Annotated in this window: 21 protein-coding genes and 1 tRNA gene; 8 read left to right on the plus strand and 14 right to left on the minus strand. The window is 71.8% G+C overall.

Translation table 11 applies throughout. The features are described 5' to 3' along the window. On the minus strand, nucleotides 1-147 hold a 147-nt coding region (locus AC1DY2_RS03495), incomplete at its 3' end, for an FmdB family zinc ribbon protein (RefSeq protein WP_476761158.1). Nucleotides 148-175: 28 nt separating this feature from the next. Then, a complete protein-coding gene (locus AC1DY2_RS03500) occupies nucleotides 176-754 on the minus strand; it encodes a 5-formyltetrahydrofolate cyclo-ligase (protein WP_476761139.1) in 579 nt (192 codons plus the stop codon). Nucleotides 755-828: 74 nt separating this feature from the next. On the opposite strand from AC1DY2_RS03500, the gene galU reads away from it, so the two are divergent. The 5 genes from galU (at nucleotide 829) to AC1DY2_RS03525 (ending at nucleotide 5,191) form a co-directional block, all read left to right on the plus strand. After that, entirely contained in the window at nucleotides 829-1,728 is a 900-nt protein-coding gene (gene galU, locus AC1DY2_RS03505; RefSeq protein WP_476761140.1) for a UTP--glucose-1-phosphate uridylyltransferase GalU, read from the plus strand. A gap of 3 nt (nucleotides 1,729-1,731) precedes the next feature. Continuing rightward, complete coding sequence (locus AC1DY2_RS03510) at nucleotides 1,732-2,394, plus strand: GNAT family N-acetyltransferase (RefSeq protein WP_476761141.1); 663 nt, start codon at nucleotides 1,732-1,734, stop codon at nucleotides 2,392-2,394. Nucleotides 2,395-2,446: 52 nt separating this feature from the next. After that, nucleotides 2,447-3,508, plus strand: coding sequence for a hypothetical protein (locus AC1DY2_RS03515; protein WP_476761142.1), 1,062 nt, complete (start codon nucleotides 2,447-2,449; stop codon nucleotides 3,506-3,508). A gap of 58 nt (nucleotides 3,509-3,566) precedes the next feature. Continuing rightward, nucleotides 3,567-3,639, plus strand: a tRNA-Ala gene (locus AC1DY2_RS03520). 73 nt (nucleotides 3,640-3,712) lie between these two features. Then, complete coding sequence (locus AC1DY2_RS03525) at nucleotides 3,713-5,191, plus strand: MFS transporter (protein WP_476761143.1); 1,479 nt, start codon at nucleotides 3,713-3,715, stop codon at nucleotides 5,189-5,191. Nucleotides 5,192-5,226: 35 nt separating this feature from the next. On the opposite strand, the gene AC1DY2_RS03530 is transcribed toward AC1DY2_RS03525, so the two are convergent. The 3 genes from AC1DY2_RS03530 to AC1DY2_RS03540 form a co-directional block, all read right to left on the minus strand. After that, nucleotides 5,227-5,922 carry a DNA alkylation repair protein gene (locus AC1DY2_RS03530; RefSeq protein ID WP_476761144.1) on the minus strand — a complete coding sequence of 232 codons (696 nt, stop codon included), beginning with the start codon at nucleotides 5,920-5,922 and terminating at the stop codon, nucleotides 5,227-5,229. 34 nt (nucleotides 5,923-5,956) lie between these two features. Then, nucleotides 5,957-7,405 (minus strand): MFS transporter, encoded by a 1,449-nt coding sequence (locus AC1DY2_RS03535; RefSeq protein ID WP_476761145.1) that lies wholly within the window; start codon nucleotides 7,403-7,405, stop codon nucleotides 5,957-5,959. Between the two features lie 124 nt (nucleotides 7,406-7,529). Continuing rightward, a complete protein-coding gene (locus AC1DY2_RS03540; protein WP_476761146.1) occupies nucleotides 7,530-8,870 on the minus strand; it encodes a M20/M25/M40 family metallo-hydrolase in 1,341 nt (446 codons plus the stop codon). Between the two features lie 71 nt (nucleotides 8,871-8,941). On the opposite strand from AC1DY2_RS03540, the gene AC1DY2_RS03545 reads away from it, so the two are divergent. Both AC1DY2_RS03545 and AC1DY2_RS03550 read left to right on the plus strand, forming a co-directional pair. After that, nucleotides 8,942-9,382 carry a helix-turn-helix transcriptional regulator gene (locus AC1DY2_RS03545; RefSeq protein ID WP_476761147.1) on the plus strand — a complete coding sequence of 147 codons (441 nt, stop codon included), beginning with the start codon at nucleotides 8,942-8,944 and terminating at the stop codon, nucleotides 9,380-9,382. 10 nt (nucleotides 9,383-9,392) lie between these two features. Beyond that, complete coding sequence (locus AC1DY2_RS03550; protein WP_476761148.1) at nucleotides 9,393-9,797, plus strand: VOC family protein; 405 nt, start codon at nucleotides 9,393-9,395, stop codon at nucleotides 9,795-9,797. A 6-nt stretch (nucleotides 9,798-9,803) separates the two neighbouring features. Here AC1DY2_RS03550 and AC1DY2_RS03555 read toward each other — a convergent pair whose 3' ends face one another. Further along, nucleotides 9,804-10,463, minus strand: a complete 660-nt coding sequence (locus AC1DY2_RS03555) for an NADPH-dependent F420 reductase (protein ID WP_476761149.1) — start codon at nucleotides 10,461-10,463, stop codon at nucleotides 9,804-9,806. Between the two features lie 168 nt (nucleotides 10,464-10,631). On the opposite strand from AC1DY2_RS03555, the gene AC1DY2_RS03560 reads away from it, so the two are divergent. Next, the gene (locus AC1DY2_RS03560) at nucleotides 10,632-11,753 is read left to right on the plus strand and encodes an LLM class flavin-dependent oxidoreductase (protein WP_476761150.1); all 1,122 of its coding nucleotides are present in this window, start codon (nucleotides 10,632-10,634) and stop codon (nucleotides 11,751-11,753) included. A gap of 11 nt (nucleotides 11,754-11,764) precedes the next feature. On the opposite strand, the gene AC1DY2_RS03565 is transcribed toward AC1DY2_RS03560, so the two are convergent. The 8 genes from AC1DY2_RS03565 to AC1DY2_RS03600 all read right to left on the minus strand — a co-directional run. After that, a complete protein-coding gene (locus AC1DY2_RS03565; protein ID WP_476761151.1) occupies nucleotides 11,765-12,961 on the minus strand; it encodes a cation:proton antiporter in 1,197 nt (398 codons plus the stop codon). 10 nt (nucleotides 12,962-12,971) lie between these two features. Next, the gene (locus AC1DY2_RS03570; RefSeq protein WP_476761152.1) at nucleotides 12,972-13,466 is read right to left on the minus strand and encodes a cation:proton antiporter regulatory subunit; all 495 of its coding nucleotides are present in this window, start codon (nucleotides 13,464-13,466) and stop codon (nucleotides 12,972-12,974) included. 46 nt (nucleotides 13,467-13,512) lie between these two features. Beyond that, nucleotides 13,513-14,391: a metal-dependent hydrolase gene (locus tag AC1DY2_RS03575; protein WP_476761153.1), complete on the minus strand. Its 879-nt coding sequence runs from the start codon at nucleotides 14,389-14,391 to the stop codon at nucleotides 13,513-13,515. 3 nt (nucleotides 14,392-14,394) lie between these two features. Further along, a complete protein-coding gene (locus AC1DY2_RS03580) occupies nucleotides 14,395-14,571 on the minus strand; it encodes a hypothetical protein (RefSeq protein ID WP_203230734.1) in 177 nt (58 codons plus the stop codon). A 59-nt stretch (nucleotides 14,572-14,630) separates the two neighbouring features. Then, nucleotides 14,631-15,794 carry an acyl-CoA dehydrogenase family protein gene (locus AC1DY2_RS03585; RefSeq protein ID WP_476761154.1) on the minus strand — a complete coding sequence of 388 codons (1,164 nt, stop codon included), beginning with the start codon at nucleotides 15,792-15,794 and terminating at the stop codon, nucleotides 14,631-14,633. 9 nt (nucleotides 15,795-15,803) lie between these two features. Continuing rightward, nucleotides 15,804-16,730 carry a DUF4349 domain-containing protein gene (locus AC1DY2_RS03590; RefSeq protein WP_476761155.1) on the minus strand — a complete coding sequence of 309 codons (927 nt, stop codon included), beginning with the start codon at nucleotides 16,728-16,730 and terminating at the stop codon, nucleotides 15,804-15,806. Between the two features lie 75 nt (nucleotides 16,731-16,805). Continuing rightward, the gene (locus AC1DY2_RS03595) at nucleotides 16,806-17,639 is read right to left on the minus strand and encodes an aldo/keto reductase (protein WP_476761156.1); all 834 of its coding nucleotides are present in this window, start codon (nucleotides 17,637-17,639) and stop codon (nucleotides 16,806-16,808) included. A gap of 11 nt (nucleotides 17,640-17,650) precedes the next feature. Beyond that, on the minus strand, nucleotides 17,651-18,449 hold a 799-nt coding region (locus AC1DY2_RS03600), incomplete at its 5' end, for an MFS transporter (protein ID WP_476761157.1).

Consider the following 18,449-nt stretch of genomic DNA (forward strand, 5'->3'; position numbering starts at 1 on the left):
GCCGTTGAACGTCACGCCGATGGTGTTGAAGAGCTTGCGGAGGCGACCCCCGCACACCTCGCACACCGTGAGGGCGTCGTCGGTGAAGGCCTGGTGGATGTCGAAGGCGTTGTCGCACTCGGTGCAGCGGTAGGAATACGTGGGCATGTGACTCTTCCGGATCGTGGTGCGCCGGTCAGAACGCGATGATGCGCGTGGGCGTCACGATGCCGTTCACGGCCTGGTCGTGCACCTCGCGCGGCACCCGCTCGACGAACTCGCTGTCGAAGACGACGGCGTACACCGGGGGACATTTTCCCATCGAACCGAGGGTCTTGTCGAAATAGCCGCGGCCCCAGCCGAGTCGCATGCCCGTGACGTCGACCGCGGCGGCCGGCACGAGGATGAGGTCGACGTCGTTGATCGCCATCGGGCCGAGCAGCTCGCCGACCGCCTCGGGCACGCCGTGCAGGCCCTGCGTCTCGACCTCCTCCTCGCCGACCGTCCAGTCGAGCAGCCCGTCCTCGCGGGTGATCGGGAACAGCACCCGGATGCCGCGGGCCTCAGCCCAGTTCACGAACGGCCGCGTGTCGGGCTCGGTCGGCATCGAGAGGTAGCACGACAGGGACTCGGCGTCGGTCGACCCGACGAGCTCCTGGAGGCGCGCGGTGAAGCCCTCCGTCGCGAGCACCCGCTCGTGGGCCGGCATGTTCTGGCGGCGCTCCCGGAGCTCGGCGCGCAGCACGCGCTTCTGGACGTCCGGATCGTCGGGCATGGCAGACATCCTAGGACGACGGCGACTCCGCGTCGGCCCTGCGCCGTGTCGCGACATCCGGTTACGCTGTCGRCATGACTCAACGGATCACGAAGGCCGTCATCCCGGCCGCGGGCCTCGGCACGCGATTCCTCCCGGCGACGAAGGCGATGCCCAAGGAGATGCTCCCGGTCGTCGACAAGCCCGCGATCCAGTACGTCGTCGAGGAGGCCGTCGCGGCCGGGCTCGACGACGTGCTCATGATCATCGGTCGCAACAAGAACGCGCTCGCCAACCACTTCGACCGCGTCGCGGAGCTCGAGCACACCCTCGAGGAGAAGGGCGACGGAGCGAAGCTCTCGACGGTGCAGGAGTCGAGCGACCTCGCCGACGTGCACTTCGTGCGCCAGGGCGACCCCAAGGGCCTCGGCCACGCCGTGCTGCGTGCGCGCAAGCACGTCGGCGACGAGTCGTTCGCGGTGCTCCTCGGCGACGACCTCATCGACGCGCGCGATCCGCTGCTCACCCGCATGCTCGACGAGCACGACAAGCGCGGTGCGACCATCGTCGCGCTCCTCGAGGTCGACCCCGACTCGATCCACCTCTACGGCGCGGCCGCCGTGGAGCCCACCGACGACCCCGACGTCGTCCGGGTCACCGGGCTCGTCGAGAAGCCCGCGAAGGACGTCGCGCCGTCGAACTACGCCGTGATCGGACGCTACGTGCTGAAGCCCGAGGTGTTCGACGTGCTCGAGCACACCGAGCCGGGCAAGGGCGGCGAGATCCAGCTCACCGACGCGCTCATGGAGATGGCGGCCGACGTCGAGGGCACCGGCGGCGTGTACGGCGTGGTGTTCCGCGGGCGCCGCTACGACACGGGCGACAAGCTCGACTACATCAAGGCGGTCGTGCAGCTCGCCGCCGACCGCGACGACCTCGGTCCCGAGCTGAAGCCCTGGCTGGTCGACTACGTCGCCGGCTTCGGCCGGAGCTGATCCATGGCGACGGCCGCGATCCCCACGCTGCGTGACGCGGACGTCACCCTGCGGCCGATCCGCGCGCGCGACGCGAAGGCGCTCGAGCGCGTGCTGCTCGACAATCGCGGCTGGCTCCGGCAGTGGGAGGCCACGTACCCGGGCGGCGGGTCGTTCATCGACACGCGGGCCAGCATCCGGAACCTCCTGGCCCACGCCCGCACCGGCCACGCGCTGCCGTTCGTCATCGAGCTCGACGGTGAACTGGTGGGGCAGTTGAACGTGTCGTCCATCACGTTCGGGTCGCTGTCGTCGGCGACCATCGGCTACTGGGTGTCGCAGTCGGTCGCGGGCCGGGGCATCACGCCCACCGCCGTCGCGCTCGCGACCGACCACTGCTTCTCGGTGCTGCGCCTGCACCGCATGGAGATCTGCATCCGGCCCGAGAACCAGCCGTCGCTGCGCGTGGTCGAGAAGCTCGGGTTCCGCTACGAGGGATTGCGGCGGCGGTTCATCCACATCAACGGCGAGTGGCGGGACCACTTCTCGTTCGCCCTGGTGGCCGAGGAGGTGCCGCGCGGAGTCCTCCGCCGCTGGCGCGACGGACAGGTGCCGGCGGATGCCGCGCGCATCCCGGCGGAAGACCGAGCCGCGGCCGCGTACCCGCTCCACGTCGCCGATCGCTGAACACGCCCGCGACCAGCCGAGCCATTCGTCCACCGTGACCTAGCGTGGTCGCATGGACGTGATCGGCGGTGGCGTGCTCGTGGCGGCGGCCGCCGCGCTCTGGATCGCGTACCTGCTGCCGAGCTGGCTCCGCCGCCGGCAGTACCTCGACACCGAGCGCAACGCCGTGCGCCTGCAGCAGACGCTCCGCATCCTCGCCGAGACGAGCGAGACTCCCGAGGAGGTGCGCGTCGAGGCGACCGCCCGCGAGGTCGCCGTCCAGCAGCGCATCCTGCACGAGCACGAGGAGACCGCCCGGCTCGAGGCCGAGGCCGCCGAGCTCCTCGCGATCGCCGAACGCCTCGCGGCCGAGGAGGCCGCGACCGCCGCTCGCGAGCTCGCGGCTGCAGCGCAGGCTACCGCGACCGAGCCGATCGCGGTCGTGACGGCGCCCGCTGCGACCTCGTCCACCGTGACGGATCGGCCGTCGGGCGCGACGCCGGCACCGGTGACGGCGACGGATGCCGCACGCCGACGACGCGCGCTTCGCCGGCGCCGGGGACTCAGCTCGCTCTTCCTCCTCGTCTCGCTGCTCACCGTCGTCGTCGGCCTCGTCGCCACGGCCTTCGGCGCCACGTTCCTCATCGCGGGCGTCGGAGCGGGAGGCGTGATCGTCGCGCTCGGCCTGCTCGCCCGCCTGGCGCGCGTGCGCGTGCCGTCCGTCCTCGCCGCAGCCCCGGTGGCGGCGCCCGAGTCCGTGCCGTTCGAGCCYATCGAGCTCGCCGAGCCCGAGGCGGAGGACCACGGCTGGGTGCCGCGGCCGCTGCCCAAGCCGCTGCACCTCTCACGCGGCACGATCGCGGCGATGGCGATGGCCTCGGTCGAGGCGGCGGCCGAGCTCAAGCGCGCCGAGCTGGACGCCGAGGTCGCCCGCCGGGTCGAGCGACTGGAGCCGGCCGTGCCGTCGATCGCCCCCGCGGCCGTGGCATCCGCCGAGCCGGCCGAGCCCGCGGTATCCGCTCGCGAACGGCTCGAACCCGCCAGCCCCTACGCCCGCATGGGCATCATCGACGACGCGGCGCCCGGCTTCGACGACCTCGACGCCGTGCTGCGACGACGCCGGCAGGCCGGCTGACCGGCACCCGTGGGTGGTCCGAACCATCCCGCGAGAAATGATAGAGTCGTTCTCGCTCGGGCCCATGGCGCAGTTGGTAGCGCGTCTCGTTCGCAATGAGAAGGTCGGGGGTTCGAATCCCCCTGGGTCCACTTCGACGGCCGGCATCCACTCGGATGCCGGCCGTTCTCCGTTCGACTTGGACCCGGGCGTAGGGTGGACGAGATGTCGCAGCCCACGCCCACGCAGTCGATCCCGCTGACGGACGCGAAGCGCTGGCGTGCGTACTGGGTGTGCGTCGCCGTCGCCGGACTGACGATCCTCGACCTCACGAAGGTCAACGTGGCGCTGCCGTCGATCGAGTCTGCGTTCGGCGCGACCTCCACCGAGCTGCAGCTCATCGTGTCGGGCTACGTGCTCGCGTTCGGGCTGACGCTCGTGCCGGCGGGCCGCATCGGCGACCAGCGCTCGCGCCGTGCGCTCTTCGTGATCGGGCTCAGCCTCTTCACGGTCACGAGCCTGGCCTGCGCGCTCGCGCCGACCGGCGAGTTCCTGCTGGTGGCGCGGCTGTTGCAGGGTGTCGCGKCCGGCATCCAGATGCCGCAGGTGCTCGGCCTGATCCAGCAGCTGTTCCAGGGCGCCGAGCGCGGCAAGGCGTTCGGCCTGTTCGGCGCGACGATCGGCATCGCGACGGCGTTCGGCCCGACGCTCGGCGGGCTCGCGATCGCGATCGGCGGCCCGGAAGACGGCTGGCGCGGCATCTTCTGGATGAACGTGCCCCTCTCGCTCGCCGCCATCGCGCTGGCGCTCTGGCTCCTCCCCGACACGAGGACCAAGTCATCACGGCCGCTCGAGCTCGACCCGGTCGGCCTCCTGCTCTTCGCCGTCACGATCGTCTCGCTGATGTGGCCGTTCCTCTTCACCACCGGGTCGCCCGACGACAATCCCGCCCGGTGGTGGCTGCTCGTCGTGTTCGTCATCGCCGCGAGCGGCTTCGTCGCGTGGGAACGGCACTACGCGGCATCCGGACGCCACCCGCTCGTGCCGCTCTCCCTGTTCGGGGTGAGCTCGTATCGCAACGGCACGGTGCTCGCCTCGGCGTACTTCGCGGCGGCCCCGTCGATGTTCCTGCTGACGACGCTCTACCTCCAGCACGGGCTGGGCCTCGCGCCGGTGTTCGCGGGCATGGTGAGCATCGGCTTCGCCCTCATGAGCGCCGTGTCGTCGTGGATCGGCGGCAACCTCGTGAACCGCCTGGGCCGTCCGCTCGTCGTCGTCGGCCTCGCGACGGTGCTCGCCGGCATCGGGCTGCTCGTGCTCGCCGCCCTCCTGACCTCGCCCGAGATCACGCCGTGGGCGATGGCCGGGGCCATGGTGGTCGCGGGCTTCGGCGGAGGCCTCGTGATCTCACCGAACCAGACGCTCGCGCTGGCCGACATCCCCGTCAAGCAGGGCGGCCTCGCCGGCTCGGTCGGCCAGCTCGGCCAGCGCATCGGCACGGCCGTGGGCACGGCGGTCACGCTGTCGCTCTTCTACGCGACCATCTACCGCGAGACGGGCACCGCCGACTCGGGCGATCTCAGCGTGTACCACGACGCCTACGCCCTCGGCATGCTCGCCGTGGCGATGTTCATCGCCGTCGCGTTCGCGGTGGGCCTCCTCGACCTCGGCGCCCGGCGACGGCAGAAGCGCTCGCTCGCCTGAACCGCACGAGGTCGGGCGGATGCCGCGACCGCCGCTCACCGGATTGCGAGGAGACGCGCCCGCTCGTCCTTGGGGACGTGCTCGATCGCGGCGCGGAGCGCCACTCGCGGCATGGTCGCCGCCCTCGGCTCGATGAACGCGATGAGGCGGGCTGGATCATGGTCGCCGGCGGCGCGGAGCACCCAGCCGAGCGCCTTCTGCACGAACGGCTCCGGGTCCGCGGCGAGCGTCTCGGCGAGCGCGYACGCGTCGTCGAGCTCGCCGCGCTTGAGGAACGCGAACGTCGCCACGAGCGAGGTGCGGCGCTCGGGCCAGAATCCGGATGCCGCGAGGCGGGCCAGCGGCGAGCGGTCGTGGTCGAGCAGGTACCCTCCGACGACGTCTCGTGCGGCGAGATCCACGAGGTCCCACTGGTCGATGCGGTCGTGCCGCCGGAGGTACAGCTCGTAGAGGTCGGACCGTCGCCCGTCGGTGGTCTTCCCGGCCGCCGCCGACTTGCCCATGATGCTGCAGGCGAGTGCCCGCACCTCGTGGGTCGGCCGCTCGAGCAGCGTCTCGAGCTCGGGGATCGGAAGGTCGAGTGCGGTCTTCGCGAGGTCGAACACCGCCCCCATCCGCACCCCGATGAACGGCGCGTCGGGGTCGGGCGGGAAGTACCGCGTGTACTTCTCGCGCTCGGCCACGGTGGCGAGCCCCTCGAGCGTCGCGACCAGCTCCGCGGCATCCGTCATCGACTGCTCCCTCGCTCGCGTGGCGCACTGCCTGTCAGCGTACGACCGTGGCGCCCTCCACGGCGGGTGCATCCGAGAACGCCAGCTTCGGCACGAATGCCAGCAGCACGGCCGCCACGGCCGCGGTGACGCCGCAGACCAGCCAGACGGTGACGTAGCCCGCGAAGGAGCCCGCGGTGCCGGTGGCGGCCTCGCCGGCGGCACCGAGCAGCGCGATGCCGAAGACGCACGACGCGATCGCCCCGCCGACCGTCTTGACCGAGTTGGTGAGCCCGGTCGCGACGCCGGTCTGGTGCGCCGGGGCGGCCGCCGCGGCGGCGGCGGGCAGCGCGGCGACGAGCGCGCCGGAGCCGACGCCGGCGATGACCATGTTCGCGAGCACCTGCCCGTATCCCTCGTGGAACGGCAGGAACAACAGGTAGCCGAGCGACACGAGCGCGCTGGCGCCGATGAGCGCGACACGTGGGGTGATCCACCGGGTCGCGAGCGGGAACAGCATGGCGCCGACGACGAGCGAGAGCACGTACGAGCCGACGAGCAGGGACGTCTGGAAGCTCGTGGCGCCGAGCCCGTACCCGACCTCGGCGACGTCCGTGCGCGCGAACGTCGACAGCGGCGCCTGCGCCCCGAGGACGCTCACGCCGAAGAGGCCGGCCGTGAGGAAGACGGGCCAGAGCGAGGGGGAGCGGAACATCCGGACGTCGATGAGCGGGTCGTCGTGGCGGAGCTCGTACCGCGCGAACGGGATCACGAGCAGCGCGCCGAGCAGCACCAGCGCCCAGCTCAGCAGGTCGGCGGGGCCGTTGAGGCGCATGAAGCTGAGCCCGCCGGTGAGCGCCAGGAGCGCGAGGGAGATCAGCACCAGGCCGCCCGTGTCGAAACGGCCGCCGGCGAGCCCGGGCGACTCCTTCACGCCGAACACGACGACCACGAGGCACAGCACGACGGCGACGGCGGGGATGAGCAGCAGCACCTGCATCGGCAGCACGTCGGCCAGGGCGCCGGCCGCCAGCGCCCCGGCGATCGCCCCGAACTCGAGGGCGGCGACGAGCAGGCCCGCCGCCTTGCGCGTCATCGCGGCGGGGCGTTCGGCCGACCGGCTGCGCGACCAGATCAGCGCGATCTCGAGCGGYAGCCACACGACGTAGAACCCCTGCAGTGCCCATGCCGCGAGGAACACCCAGAACTGGTCGGTGAACGCGAGCGCCGTGGAGGCGACCGCGGTGATGGCCGTCGACCACACCAGCATGCGCTTGTGGCCGATCATGTCGCCGAGCTTCGCGAACGCGGGCACGACGAGGGCCGAGAGCATGAGCTGGGTGCCTTCGAGCCAGTTCACGTCGGCGTCGTGGATGCCGAGGTGGCGGGCGATGTCGGTCARCAGCGGCGTGTAGTAGCCCTGCAGGATGCCGCTCGTGAACTCCACGAACGCGAGGAAGCCGACGATGGCGGCGACCGGTCCGAGTCTGGCAGCACGCGTCATCGGGGCTCCTTCGGGTGGGGGTGGATTCACCCTAGTGGGTCGAGCGTCCCGGTCGGCACCGGCTCGGGCGGTCCAGTTCGTTCACTCGGGCGGTCCCGTTCGTTCACTCGGCCGACCCGATCGGTCACTCGGGGAGCGAGGAGATGAGCGCCCGGTGGAACCGCTCGCCGCGTTCGAGGCTGTCGATCGAGACCCATTCGTCGACCCCGTGGATCGACACCCGCTGCGCCGCCGTCATCTGCAGCGGCGCGAAGCGGTAGACCGCCGGTGAGAACCGGTGGAACCAGCGCGAATCGGTCGCCGCCATCATGAGGTAGGGCGCGGTGATCGCCTCGGGATACGACGCGGCGACGGCCGCGACGATCGCCGCGAACGCCGCGCCGTCGGTCGGCGACTCGGGAGACGGATCGCTGCCCGCCACGACCTCCACCGTCACGGCGCGGTCACGGATGACCCGTCGTACGCGCGCGACCGCGGAGCCGATGGTCTCGCCGACCGCGATGCGAAGGTTGAGGGTCGCGCTCGCGCTCGCGGGGAGCACGTTGTCGGCGGTGCCGCCCGACAGCATGGTGGCCGCCACGGTCGTGCGCACGAGGGCGGAGGGCTCGCCGCCGACGCGGGCGAACACGCGCGCGGTGAGCCAGGGCACGGCGGTGAGCGCCCGGAGCAGCATCCGCGCGGCGCCGGTCGTGTGCGGGACGAACGTGGCGAGCATGGTGCGCATCGACCGCGGCATCCGCTTCGGGAACGGATTCGGCGTGAGCCGGTGCACGGCGCGGGCGATGCGCGCGGTCGGCGTCGTCGCGGGTGGCGCCGACGCATGGCCGCCCTCCCCTCGTGCGCCCAGGCGCAGGGTCAGCACGCCCTTCTCGCCCACGCCCACCATCGCAGCCGGCACCTTCACGAAGGGCAGCGGCGCGTCGACCACCGCCCCACCCTCGTCCAGCACCAGCCAGGGTGTGAGTCCGCGGTCGCGGAACAGGTCGGCGATGGCCCGGGCGGCCTCCCCATGGCTCTCCTCGTCGCCGCCGAACGAGAGGTACACGTCGCGGGCCGGCGTGAACCCGTCGGCGAGCAGGTTCTCCACCGCCTCGAGCAGCACGAGCAGCGGGCCCTTGTCGTCGAGCGTGCCCCGCCCGTGCACCGACCCGTCGCCGACGCGCCCCTCGAACGGCGGGAACGTCCAGCCGTCCGCCTCCACGGCCGGGACGACGTCGTAGTGGGCCATGAGCACCACCGGGTCGCCGTCACCTCGTCCCYGCCAGCGGAACAGCAGTCCGAGCGGTGTCACCTGCTCGAATGCGAGGTTCGCGTGTACGAGGGGATAGAGCTCGGCGAGCAACTCCCGGAAGCGCTCGAAGTCGGAGGGCCCCCGCTGCGCCAGCTCAGCCGACACCGTCGGCAGCTGCACCATCCGGGCGAGGCGCTCCGGCGCGCCGGGGCGCACGGTCACGGGTTCGGGCATTGCTCCACCCTAGGAGATGGCCCCCATGGGCACCGCTGACAACCGCGGCGCCGAATGCTAGCGTCGGGAACATGACCCCGCAGGAGCTCGAGACCCTGGTGTACCTGCGCCGGGCGCGCGACCTCATCGACCGCGACTACGCGAAGCCGCTCGACGTGCCGACCATGGCCGAGAAGGCGCTCATGTCACCGGCGCACTTCTCACGGCAGTTCCGCGCGGCGTATGGCGAGACGCCCTACAGCTACCTCATGACCCGCAGGATCGAGCGCGCCATGGCGCTGCTGCGCGCCGGCGTGAGCGTCACCGACGCCTGCATGGCGGTCGGCTGTACCTCGCTCGGGTCGTTCAGCTCGCGGTTCTCCGAGATCGTCGGCGAGTCGCCGTCGGCGTACCGCAGCCGGGAGCACGACGCCGTCAACGCGATGCCGGCCTGCGTCGCCAAGGCGCACACCCGCCCGGTGCGGAACGCATCGAGCAGGATCGGAGAAGCCGACGGCGTGAGCGCGGCCTAGAGTCGCCTCCATGACCATCGCACTCCAGTACACCAACATCACCGTGAACGACGTCGACGAGGCCATCGCCTTCTACGGCGACGCACTCGGCCTGCAGGTGGTGAACGACGTGGCCTCGGGGAAGCATCGCTGGGTCACACTCGGCAGCGATGCCCAGCCCGGCCTCGGCATCGTGCTCTCCGAGCCGCACGCAGGCCGTTCGAAGGCCGACGGCGACGCGATGCAGGAGCTGCTCGCCAAGGGCGTCCTGCCGATGCTCGTCTTCAGCTCCGACGATATCGACGCCACGTTCGAGACGCTGCGGGCCTCGGGCGCCGAGGTGCTCCAGGAGCCCATCGACCAGCCGTGGGGCCCCCGGGACTGCGCCTTCCGCGACCCGTCGGGCAACACCGTCCGCATCTCGCAGGCCGCCTGAGGCCGGTCAGGCGGCGAGGTGGGCCGCCGGCGAGAGCAGCGCCGCGAGTTCCGAGGCCGAAAGCTCGCGGCCGAACGCCGGATGGCCGGGCTCGAGTGCCCGCCCGTTGGCGAGCGGTCCGCCGTCGACCGCGTCGAACCCGATGTCGTCGATGAGTCGGGCGATCACGGCGCGGGCGTCGGCGTCGTCGCCGACCACGGCGAGGGCTCGGCGCAGCGGGGACCCCGCGTCCATCGCGTCGTCCTCCATCTCGTGGTAGCCGACGTGGTTCAGCGACTTCACGACCCGGGCGAGCGGGTTGCGAGAGGCGTTGATCTCGCTCGTCGACCGCTCGTCGTCGTCGATGGCGGAGATGTGCCCGTCGACCGGCGGCCAGTAGTTCATGGCGTCGACGACGATGCGCCCGCCGAAGTCCTCCCAGGGCACGGAGCCGGCCTTGCCGAACGGCACGGCCACGATGATGACGTCCGCGCCCTCGACGAGCGCAGCGGGGGTGACGACTCGCGCGCCGGGCGCGACGACCGAGACGAGCAGGTCGAGCGCGGTCTGTCGGGGCGAGCCGGCGATGAGGACGTCGTACCCGGATGCCACGAGCAGCCGGGCGAGCGCAGTGCCCACCTTGCCCGCACCGAAGATGCCGATGACCGGCCGATCCGTCACGTCCACGCCTCCATTCTCGCCGACGCGCCCGATGCATGCGTCGACATCATCCGCCAACGCCGCTGCTCCCTTCGGCATTCCCGCGCGCTCGCCGGGTTCTGGGGAATACGCTCGGCGTGACGCGAGTTGGCGTGGAAGATGCGTACGCATGCAGACGCGGAGATGAGGCAGGACATGGCCCAGCGCTACGAATTCGGACTCGACACCTTCGGTGACGTGACGGCGGGGCCCGACGGCACCCCGCTGGCGCACGCGCAGGTGCTGCGCAACGTCGTCGAGGAGGCGGTGCTCGCGGATCGACTGGGCCTCGACTTCTTCGGCATCGGCGAGCATCATCGGCACGAGTTCGCCGTCTCCGCGCCCGAGGTCGTGCTCGGGGCGATCGCCGGGCGCACCGAGCGGATCCACCTCGGCTCGGCCGTGACCGTGCTGAGCTCCGACGACCCCGTGCGCGTCTTCCAGCGCTTCGCCACGCTCGACGGGCTGTCGGGCGGCCGCGCGGAGGTCATCCTCGGCCGCGGCTCGTTCATCGAGTCGTTCCCGCTGTTCGGCTTCGACCTCGAGCAGTACCAGGAGCTCTTCGAGGAGAAGCTCAACCTCTTCTCGGCGCTGCTGCCGCAGGAGCCCGTCACGTGGAGCGGCGAGCTCCGGCCCCCGCTCACCGACCAGCTCGTCTACCCGCCCGTTGAGCACGGGCGCCTGAAGACCTGGGTCGGCGTCGGCGGCAGCCCCGAGTCCGTGGTGCGTGCGGCCCACTACGGCCTGCCCCTCGTGTTGGCGATCATCGGCGGCAGCCCGGCGCGCTTCGCTCCGCTCGCCGACCTCTACCGCCGCGCGCTCTCCCAGTTCGGGCATCCCGAGCAGCCGGTCGCGATCCACTCGCCCGGATTCATCGCCGACAGCGACGCCGAGGCCCTCGACGTGCTGTGGCCGCACTACAAGGTCATCATCGACCGCATCGGCAAGGAGCGCGGCTGGGGCCCGGTCACGCGTGAGCACTTCGAGGGCGAGGCCGGACCGAACGGCGCCCTCTACGCGGGCTCGCCCGAGACCGTCGCGCAGAAGATCGCCGCGGCCATGCGCACGGTCGGCGCGGTGCGCTTCGACCTGAAGTACTCGAACGGCACCCTGCCGCACGAAGCGATGATGGGCAGCATCGAACGGTACGCCACGCTCGTCGTGCCCCGGGTCCGCGAACTCCTCGAGGCAGCGGATGCCGCGGACGCCGAGCTCGATCTCCTCGCCGCCGCCGACCGCGCGGATGCCGCGGCCGCGGCCGAGCATCCGGCCGACTGAGTCGCCCGGCGTCAGGCCGAGCCGGTCGCCGCGGTGGTCCGGGCGGCGCGGCGGCGCACGGCGGCCCTGAACCACGCGGCATCCGGAAGCCGGGCGAGGAACGTGCCGGCGATGATGGTGATCAGCACGTAGGCGGTGGCCAGCGGGGCGATCGCGGGCGCGACGCCGGCGGCCACGGCGATGCCCGCGATGACGATCGAGAACTCTCCGCGCGGGGCGAGTGACAGGCCGGCGCGCCATTGGCCGAGGGTGCCCACCCCGGCCTGCCGGGCCGCGTAGGCGCCCGTGATGAGCTTGGTGAAGATGGTGACGACCGCGAGCGCGGCCGCGGGAAGCAGCATCGGGACGAGTCCCGACGAGTCGCTCGTCAGCCCGAAGAACACGAAGAACGTCGCGGCGAAGAGGTCGCGCAGCGGGGTGAGCACCTGGCTCGCGTTCGCGGCGACCCGTCCCGAGAGCGCGATGCCGACGAGGAACGCGCCGACGGCGGCGGAGACGCCCACCTGCGCGGCGAGCCCGGCCACGAGCATGGTGAGTCCGAGCACGCCGAGCAGAAGGGGCTCGTACTCGTCGGCCGGGAACAGCCGCGACACGATGTGCCCATGCCGGAGCGCGACGTAGAGGATGAGCGCCACGACGCCGACCGCGATCGCGACCGAGATCGCGCCCTGCAGGAGGCTCACCCCGATGACGATCGCCGACAGGACTGGCAGGTAGAAGGCCATCGCGAGATCCTCGATCACGAGCACGGCGAGGATCGCGGGCGTCTCACGGTTCGAGAGCCGGCCGAGGTCGCGCAGGAGCTTGGCGATGACGCCCGACGACGAGACCCACGTGACACCGGCGAGCGCCACCGCGGCGACGGGTCCCCACCCGAGCAGCAGCGCGAGGGCCGCGCCGGGAATGGCGTTCAGGATGCCGTCGAGGATGCCGGGCAGCCGCGCCGACTTCAGGCTCGTGAAGAGCTCGGTCGCCGTGTACTCGAGGCCGAGCAGGGCGAGGAGCAGGATGATCCCGATCTCGGAACCGGTCTGCAGGAACTCCGCGCTCGCGTCGAGCGGGATCACCCCGCCCTCGCCGAACGCGAGGCCGAGCAGCAGGTAGAACGGGATCGGCGAGATGCCGATGAGGAGGGCGAGACGCCCGAGCAGGCTCATGCCGAGAAGCAGCGCGCCGACTTCGATGAGGAGCAGCGTGGTCTCGTGCATGCAGGCCGCCTCAGCCGGGGCCGTTGGAGAGGAGCCTGGCTACTCCGTCGAGTCCTTCACGAGTCCCGACGCCAACGATGACGTCGCCCGCGCGCAGCCGCTCTGCCGGCGTGGGGGAGGGGATGATCGCCCCGTCGCGAACGATGGCCACGATCGACGCGTGGGTGCGCGTGCGTGCCTTCGTGTCGCCGAGCGTGCGATTCAGGTAGGGCGAGTCCGTCGGAAGTGCGATCTGCTCGGTGTACAGGCCCGCGGTCTCGTCGCTGAGGCTCTGCAGCCGGCTGAGCATGACGGATGCTCCGAGCACGTCGGCCAGGGCCGCCGCCTCGTCGTCGTTCAACGGGATGGAGTCGCGGCAGGCGTCGGGGTCGTCGACGTCGAAGACGCCCAGGTCGCGCTCACCGTCCCGGTGCGAGACCACGCTGATCCGCCGGCCGCCCTCGGTGACGAGGTCGTGGCGAACGCCGATCCCGGGAAGGTCGACCTTCTCGATATGAATACCCACGAGCGCTATCGTAACCCCGCCGCACGGTGTCGTCGGCACCGGCCCGTCAGTGTCGGAGCCGGGCCTCGTTCGTCATCTCGAGCACCGGGGTCCCGCCATCGTCGACCAGCGAGAACGAGGGCACGATCGCCGACAGCTCGGCGAGGGAGGTGAGGTGCGTGCCGCCGCACGCGATGCGCGCGGTGCCGTCGGGCAGCTCGCACACCCAGGTGCGTCGGTCGGTGAGCCCGTCGCCTGCGGCCTCCACCCGAACGGCCCCGCCGGTCGCGAGCCAGGCGTCGAGCTGCTCGGCGACCTCGCGTTGCAGTGCGTCGAGATCTCCGATGAGCGACGCCGTGTCGAACCCGGCGCGACGCAGCGACTTGTTGAGCCGGTAGCGGTCCACCGATCCGTTCGGCAGGATACGCGACGAGGAGATCGCCGCGGCATCGAAGTCGGGACTGCCGAGGGCATCCTCGCGGGTCGGCTTCGACCAACGGGAGGCGAGTGCCCGGTTCAGCGCGAGCGAGGCCAGGTGGCAGGCCGTGTGGCCGGTCGACAGGGCGCGCCGCGTCGCGGCATCCGCCTCGATGGTCACCTCGTCGCCCTCCGCGATGGCCGCGTCGGCGTCGACGAGGTGCGCGACGAGGAAGACCCAGCCGTCGGTGCCGGTGCGCACCGGGATCTCGGAGCCGAGGTGCAGCGCTTCGCCGTCGGTGGCGGCGACGACGGCATCGCGCACGACGACGTCACCCGCGGCGCCGCGGATGACGCCGGCGTCGGCGGGCTGGTCGGGCCATGCGGCGTCGACCGGGTGGAAGCTCGTGGACTCGGTGAAGACGGCCAGCCGGCCATCATTCACGGGTGCGACGTGGACGGCTCGCGTGACCGCCTCGAGGGCACCGCCCGGGTACGTGACGCGGGTGTCGCGACGGGGGAGGGTCACCCGTCAGACGCCGTCGGCGCGACCGAGGATGTTGACCGGGATCGCCACGGCGAGGGCCACGCAGAGGATGCCGCCGAAGAACGTGACCGCCTGGAAGGCCGGCACCTCGAACGCGAAGCCCATGAGCCACATGCCGAGGACGAAGAATCCCATCGCGATGAGGAAGGCGACGACGTTCACAGGGACCTCCAGCTGCTCGGCGCGGCATCGACACCGCGCCGCCAGTCTAGCGTCGAACGCTAGCCCTCGACGGGACCGAGCCAGGCGTTGGCGACCGTGCTGTGCGCCGACTCGTCGTCGGACGGATGGAAGATGCCGGCGAGCACGTCGCGGTACAGCCGCCCGAGCTCCGACCCGGTGAAGTACGACGAGCCGCCCGACACGCGCACGGCCTGGTCGACGACGTGCTTCGCCGTCTCCGTCGCGCGCACCTTCAGGCCGACCAGCTTGGCGAACCAGCGGGAACCGTGGTCGACGAGCCCGTCGAGGTCCCGGGCGATGGCCAGCAGCTGCGGCTCGATCGCGTCCTGGGCGATCGCCGCGTCGGCGACCCGCCACCGGATGTCGGGATCCTGCGCGAGCGGGGCGCCGTCGCGCTTCATCGAGGTGCGCCGGTGCGCGGCGGCGACCGCGAGGTCGAGCGCGCGGGCGCCGATCCCGGAGTACACCGCGGCGAGGAGCAGTTCGAAGCTCGCGAAGATGCCGAAGATGAGGGGGTCGGCGTTCGGGCCGGGGTCGAGGCGTCGCACGATGCGGTCGGGCGCCGCGAACGCGCCGTCGAGCACCGTCGTGCGGCTCTGCGACGCACGCATGCCCAGGGTGTCCCAGTCGTCGAGGATCCGGATGTCGGGATCCTCCCGATCGATGAACCCGTAGACGATCTTCGGTGCATCGGCCGACGACGTGTCGAGGCCCATCGTGCCGAGCCTCGTCCACGCCGGAGAGAGCGAGGTGAAGATCTTGCGCCCGCTGAACCGGTAGCCGCCGCCCGGCTGCGGTTCGGCCGCGGTGCGCGACCCGAACAGCATGAGGTCGTTGCCGGCCTCGCTGATGCCGAACCCGAACACCTCGCCGGCACCGGCCTCGCGAAGCAGGAAGTCGAGCGTGTCGTCGCCCCGGTCGCGGAGGATCTTCGCGACGCCGGTCCACACGAGGTGCATGTTCACGGCGAGTGCGGTGGCAGGCGCCGCGCCGGCCAGGYGCCCCTGCGCGCGCACGGCGTCCTCGAAGCTCCAGCCGAGCCCGCCGTACTCCTCGGGCACGAGGGCCGTGAGGTACCCGGCTTCGCGGAGGTCGGCGAGGTCCGCGTCGAAGAACGCGTTGTCGCGGTCGTATCCGGCGGCGCGCTCGCGCACCCGTTCGAGGAGTTCGTCGTCGAGGACGGAGTCTGGCGTCGCGCTCACGACGCCAGACTACGCCTCGGGGGAGTCGTGGCGCGGGGCGGCCGCCGCGTCATCGGCCGGCCGCCGGCGGCGGGTGGTCAGCACGACGATGAGGATGACGACGGCGCCCGTGACGAGCGCGGCGAGCAGCCACGGCAGGGCCACGCCGATCGCCACCCCGAGCCACGCGGCGAAGCCGACGAGGGCGTTCCAGCCGACCACGATGCCGCTCCAGAAATCGTCGGGCTGGGGGTCGGGCGCGGCCGCCGCGGTCACGAGCTCGAGGCCGATCGTGGCGTAGTCGATCTGGTCGACGAGCGAGTCCCGCTGCTGGGTGAGGCTGTCCAGCTCCGCCTGCCGGGTGGTCAGCTCCGACTCGATGGCGATGAGGTCGGTCACCGTCGTGGCGGTGGCGAGCAGCTGCGTGAGGCGGTCGACCGACACGGTGAGGGCCTCGATGCGGGCGTCGAGGTCCTGGCGCTGCTGCGTGACATCCGACGCGTTCATGGACACCGAGTTGACGGTGCCGAGCGTCCGCAGCTCGTCGACCACGTCGTCAACCTGGTCGGACGGCACTCGCAGCGTGAGCGATGCGCTGGGCGGCTGCGCGTCGGTGCCGGGGCTCTCGGAGCGGTTGTCGACGCGGCCGCCGGCGTCCTCGGCGATGGTCGCGGCATCCTCCGCGGCGGCGATGGGGTCGTCGACGGTGATCGAGGCCCAGCCGGTGGTGATGACGCTGCGGTCGGCCGAATCGGCGTCGGCGGCCGACGCGGGCGACTTCGCCGACTCCGCCGACTGATCTGCTGACTGGTCCTGCACCTCGCCCGGCTGGGGTGCGACGGGACCGGCGGGGGCCTCGACCATCGGCGCGGTGGAGTCGTTCGCGCCCATCGAGCATCCGGAGAGGAGCAGTGCGGTGATCGCGGCGGCCGCCGCCGCGGGTGCGAGTCGTCTCATGGGCTCACTGTATTGCCGGGCAGGAATGCGATGTCTGGACCCGTGCTGGGAGTCGGGTCACGATCGGATTGCGGCTCAGTCGAGGTCGGGGTCGCGTCCGGTGCGCTCGCCGGTCGCGAGCGTGGCCAGCGCCGCGAGGTCCTCGTCGTCGAGCGCGAAGTCGAAGACGTCGAGGTTCTCGCGCAGCCGCGCTGCCGACGACGCCTTCGGGATGACGACATTGCCGAGCTCGACGTGCCAGCGCAGCACGATCTGCGCCGGCGTGCGCCCGTGCTTGTCGGCGAGGTCGTCGAGCAGCGGCGTGCCGAGCACCCGGCCGCGTGCGAGGGGCGACCACGCCTCGGTGCGGATGCCGCGTGCCGCATCGAACTCGCGCACCGCCGCCTGGGGCAGCCACGGATGCAGCTCCACCTGGTTCACGACGGGCGCGACCCCGGTCTCGGCGACGAGGCGCTCGATGTGGTGGGGATGGAAGTTCGCCACGCCGATGGATCCGACGCGGCCCTCCTCCTGCAGCCGGATCAGCGCTCGCCACGTGTCGACATAGCGGTCGGTCGACGGCACCGGCCAGTGGATGAGGTAAAGGTCGAGCGAGTCGAGGCCGAGCCGGTCCATGCTCGCGTCGAAGGCGCGCAGCGTGGTGTCGAAGCCGTTGTCGTCCTTCCAGACCTTGGTGGTGACGAAGAGCTCCTCCCGCGCCACGGGCGCCCCGCGCACCGCGCGCCCCACCTCCGCCTCGTTCGCGTAGAACGCGGCCGTGTCGAGGTGCCGGTACCCGAGGTCGATCGCGGTACGGCTGAGCGCCTCCGCATCGCCGGCCGGCACCTTGTACAGTCCCAGGCCGAGCTGCGGGATCATGGCGCCGTCGTCGAGCGACAGCGTCGGGGCGGGGGCGACGGGCTGGGGCATCCGGATTCCTCTCAACTGGGTTGCAGCGGCACCGGTTCGGTGTCGGGGATCGGGCTGGCATCGCGGCCACGCAGGTCCGGATGCCACGGGCGGCCGATGACGGCGGCGACGACGCCGAGGAACGCCAACCCGGATGCGGCCCAGAACGCGCCCTGCGCCCCGGACCCGTCGATCAGGAACCCGGCGAGCGCCGAGCCGAGCGCCGCGCCGATGAGCTGGCCGGTGCCGACCCAGCCGTAGGCCTCTGCGGTGTCGCTGAACTTCACGCTCGCCGACACGATGGCGAACAGCACGGCGAGTGCGGGGGCGATGCCGATGCCCGCGATGAAGAGCGTGATCGCGAGCCACCAGAAGTCCATGGCGAACGCCGCGAGCGCGACGCCGACGAACACGATGAAGAGGCGGCGGGCCGTGGCCCACGGCCCGATGGGGACGTGCCCGAGGAAGAGCCCGCCGGCGAGCGATCCGACGGAGAAGACGGCGAGCACGATGCCGGCCTCGGCGCCGTCGTGGCCGAACGCGGCGACGACCCCCGCCTCGACCGCGGCGCACGCGCCGATGAGCAGGAAGCCGACGATGGTGGCCAGCATGACGGCCGGTCGGGCCAGCACCGCGCCGAAGCGACGCTTGGAACGGGGGATCCGCACGCGACCGAGCTCGGGCGACGAGATGAACCAGACGCCGCCGATGACCATCATGGCGGCGGCGAGCAGGATGGCCCAGACGGTGCCGACCTGCGTCGCCACGAACGTCGTCACGACCGGGYCCACGACCCAGATGATCTCCTGCGCCGAGGCGTCGAGGGAGAAC

It is taken from the genome of Agromyces sp. P1_H4 (genome assembly GCF_056405255.1).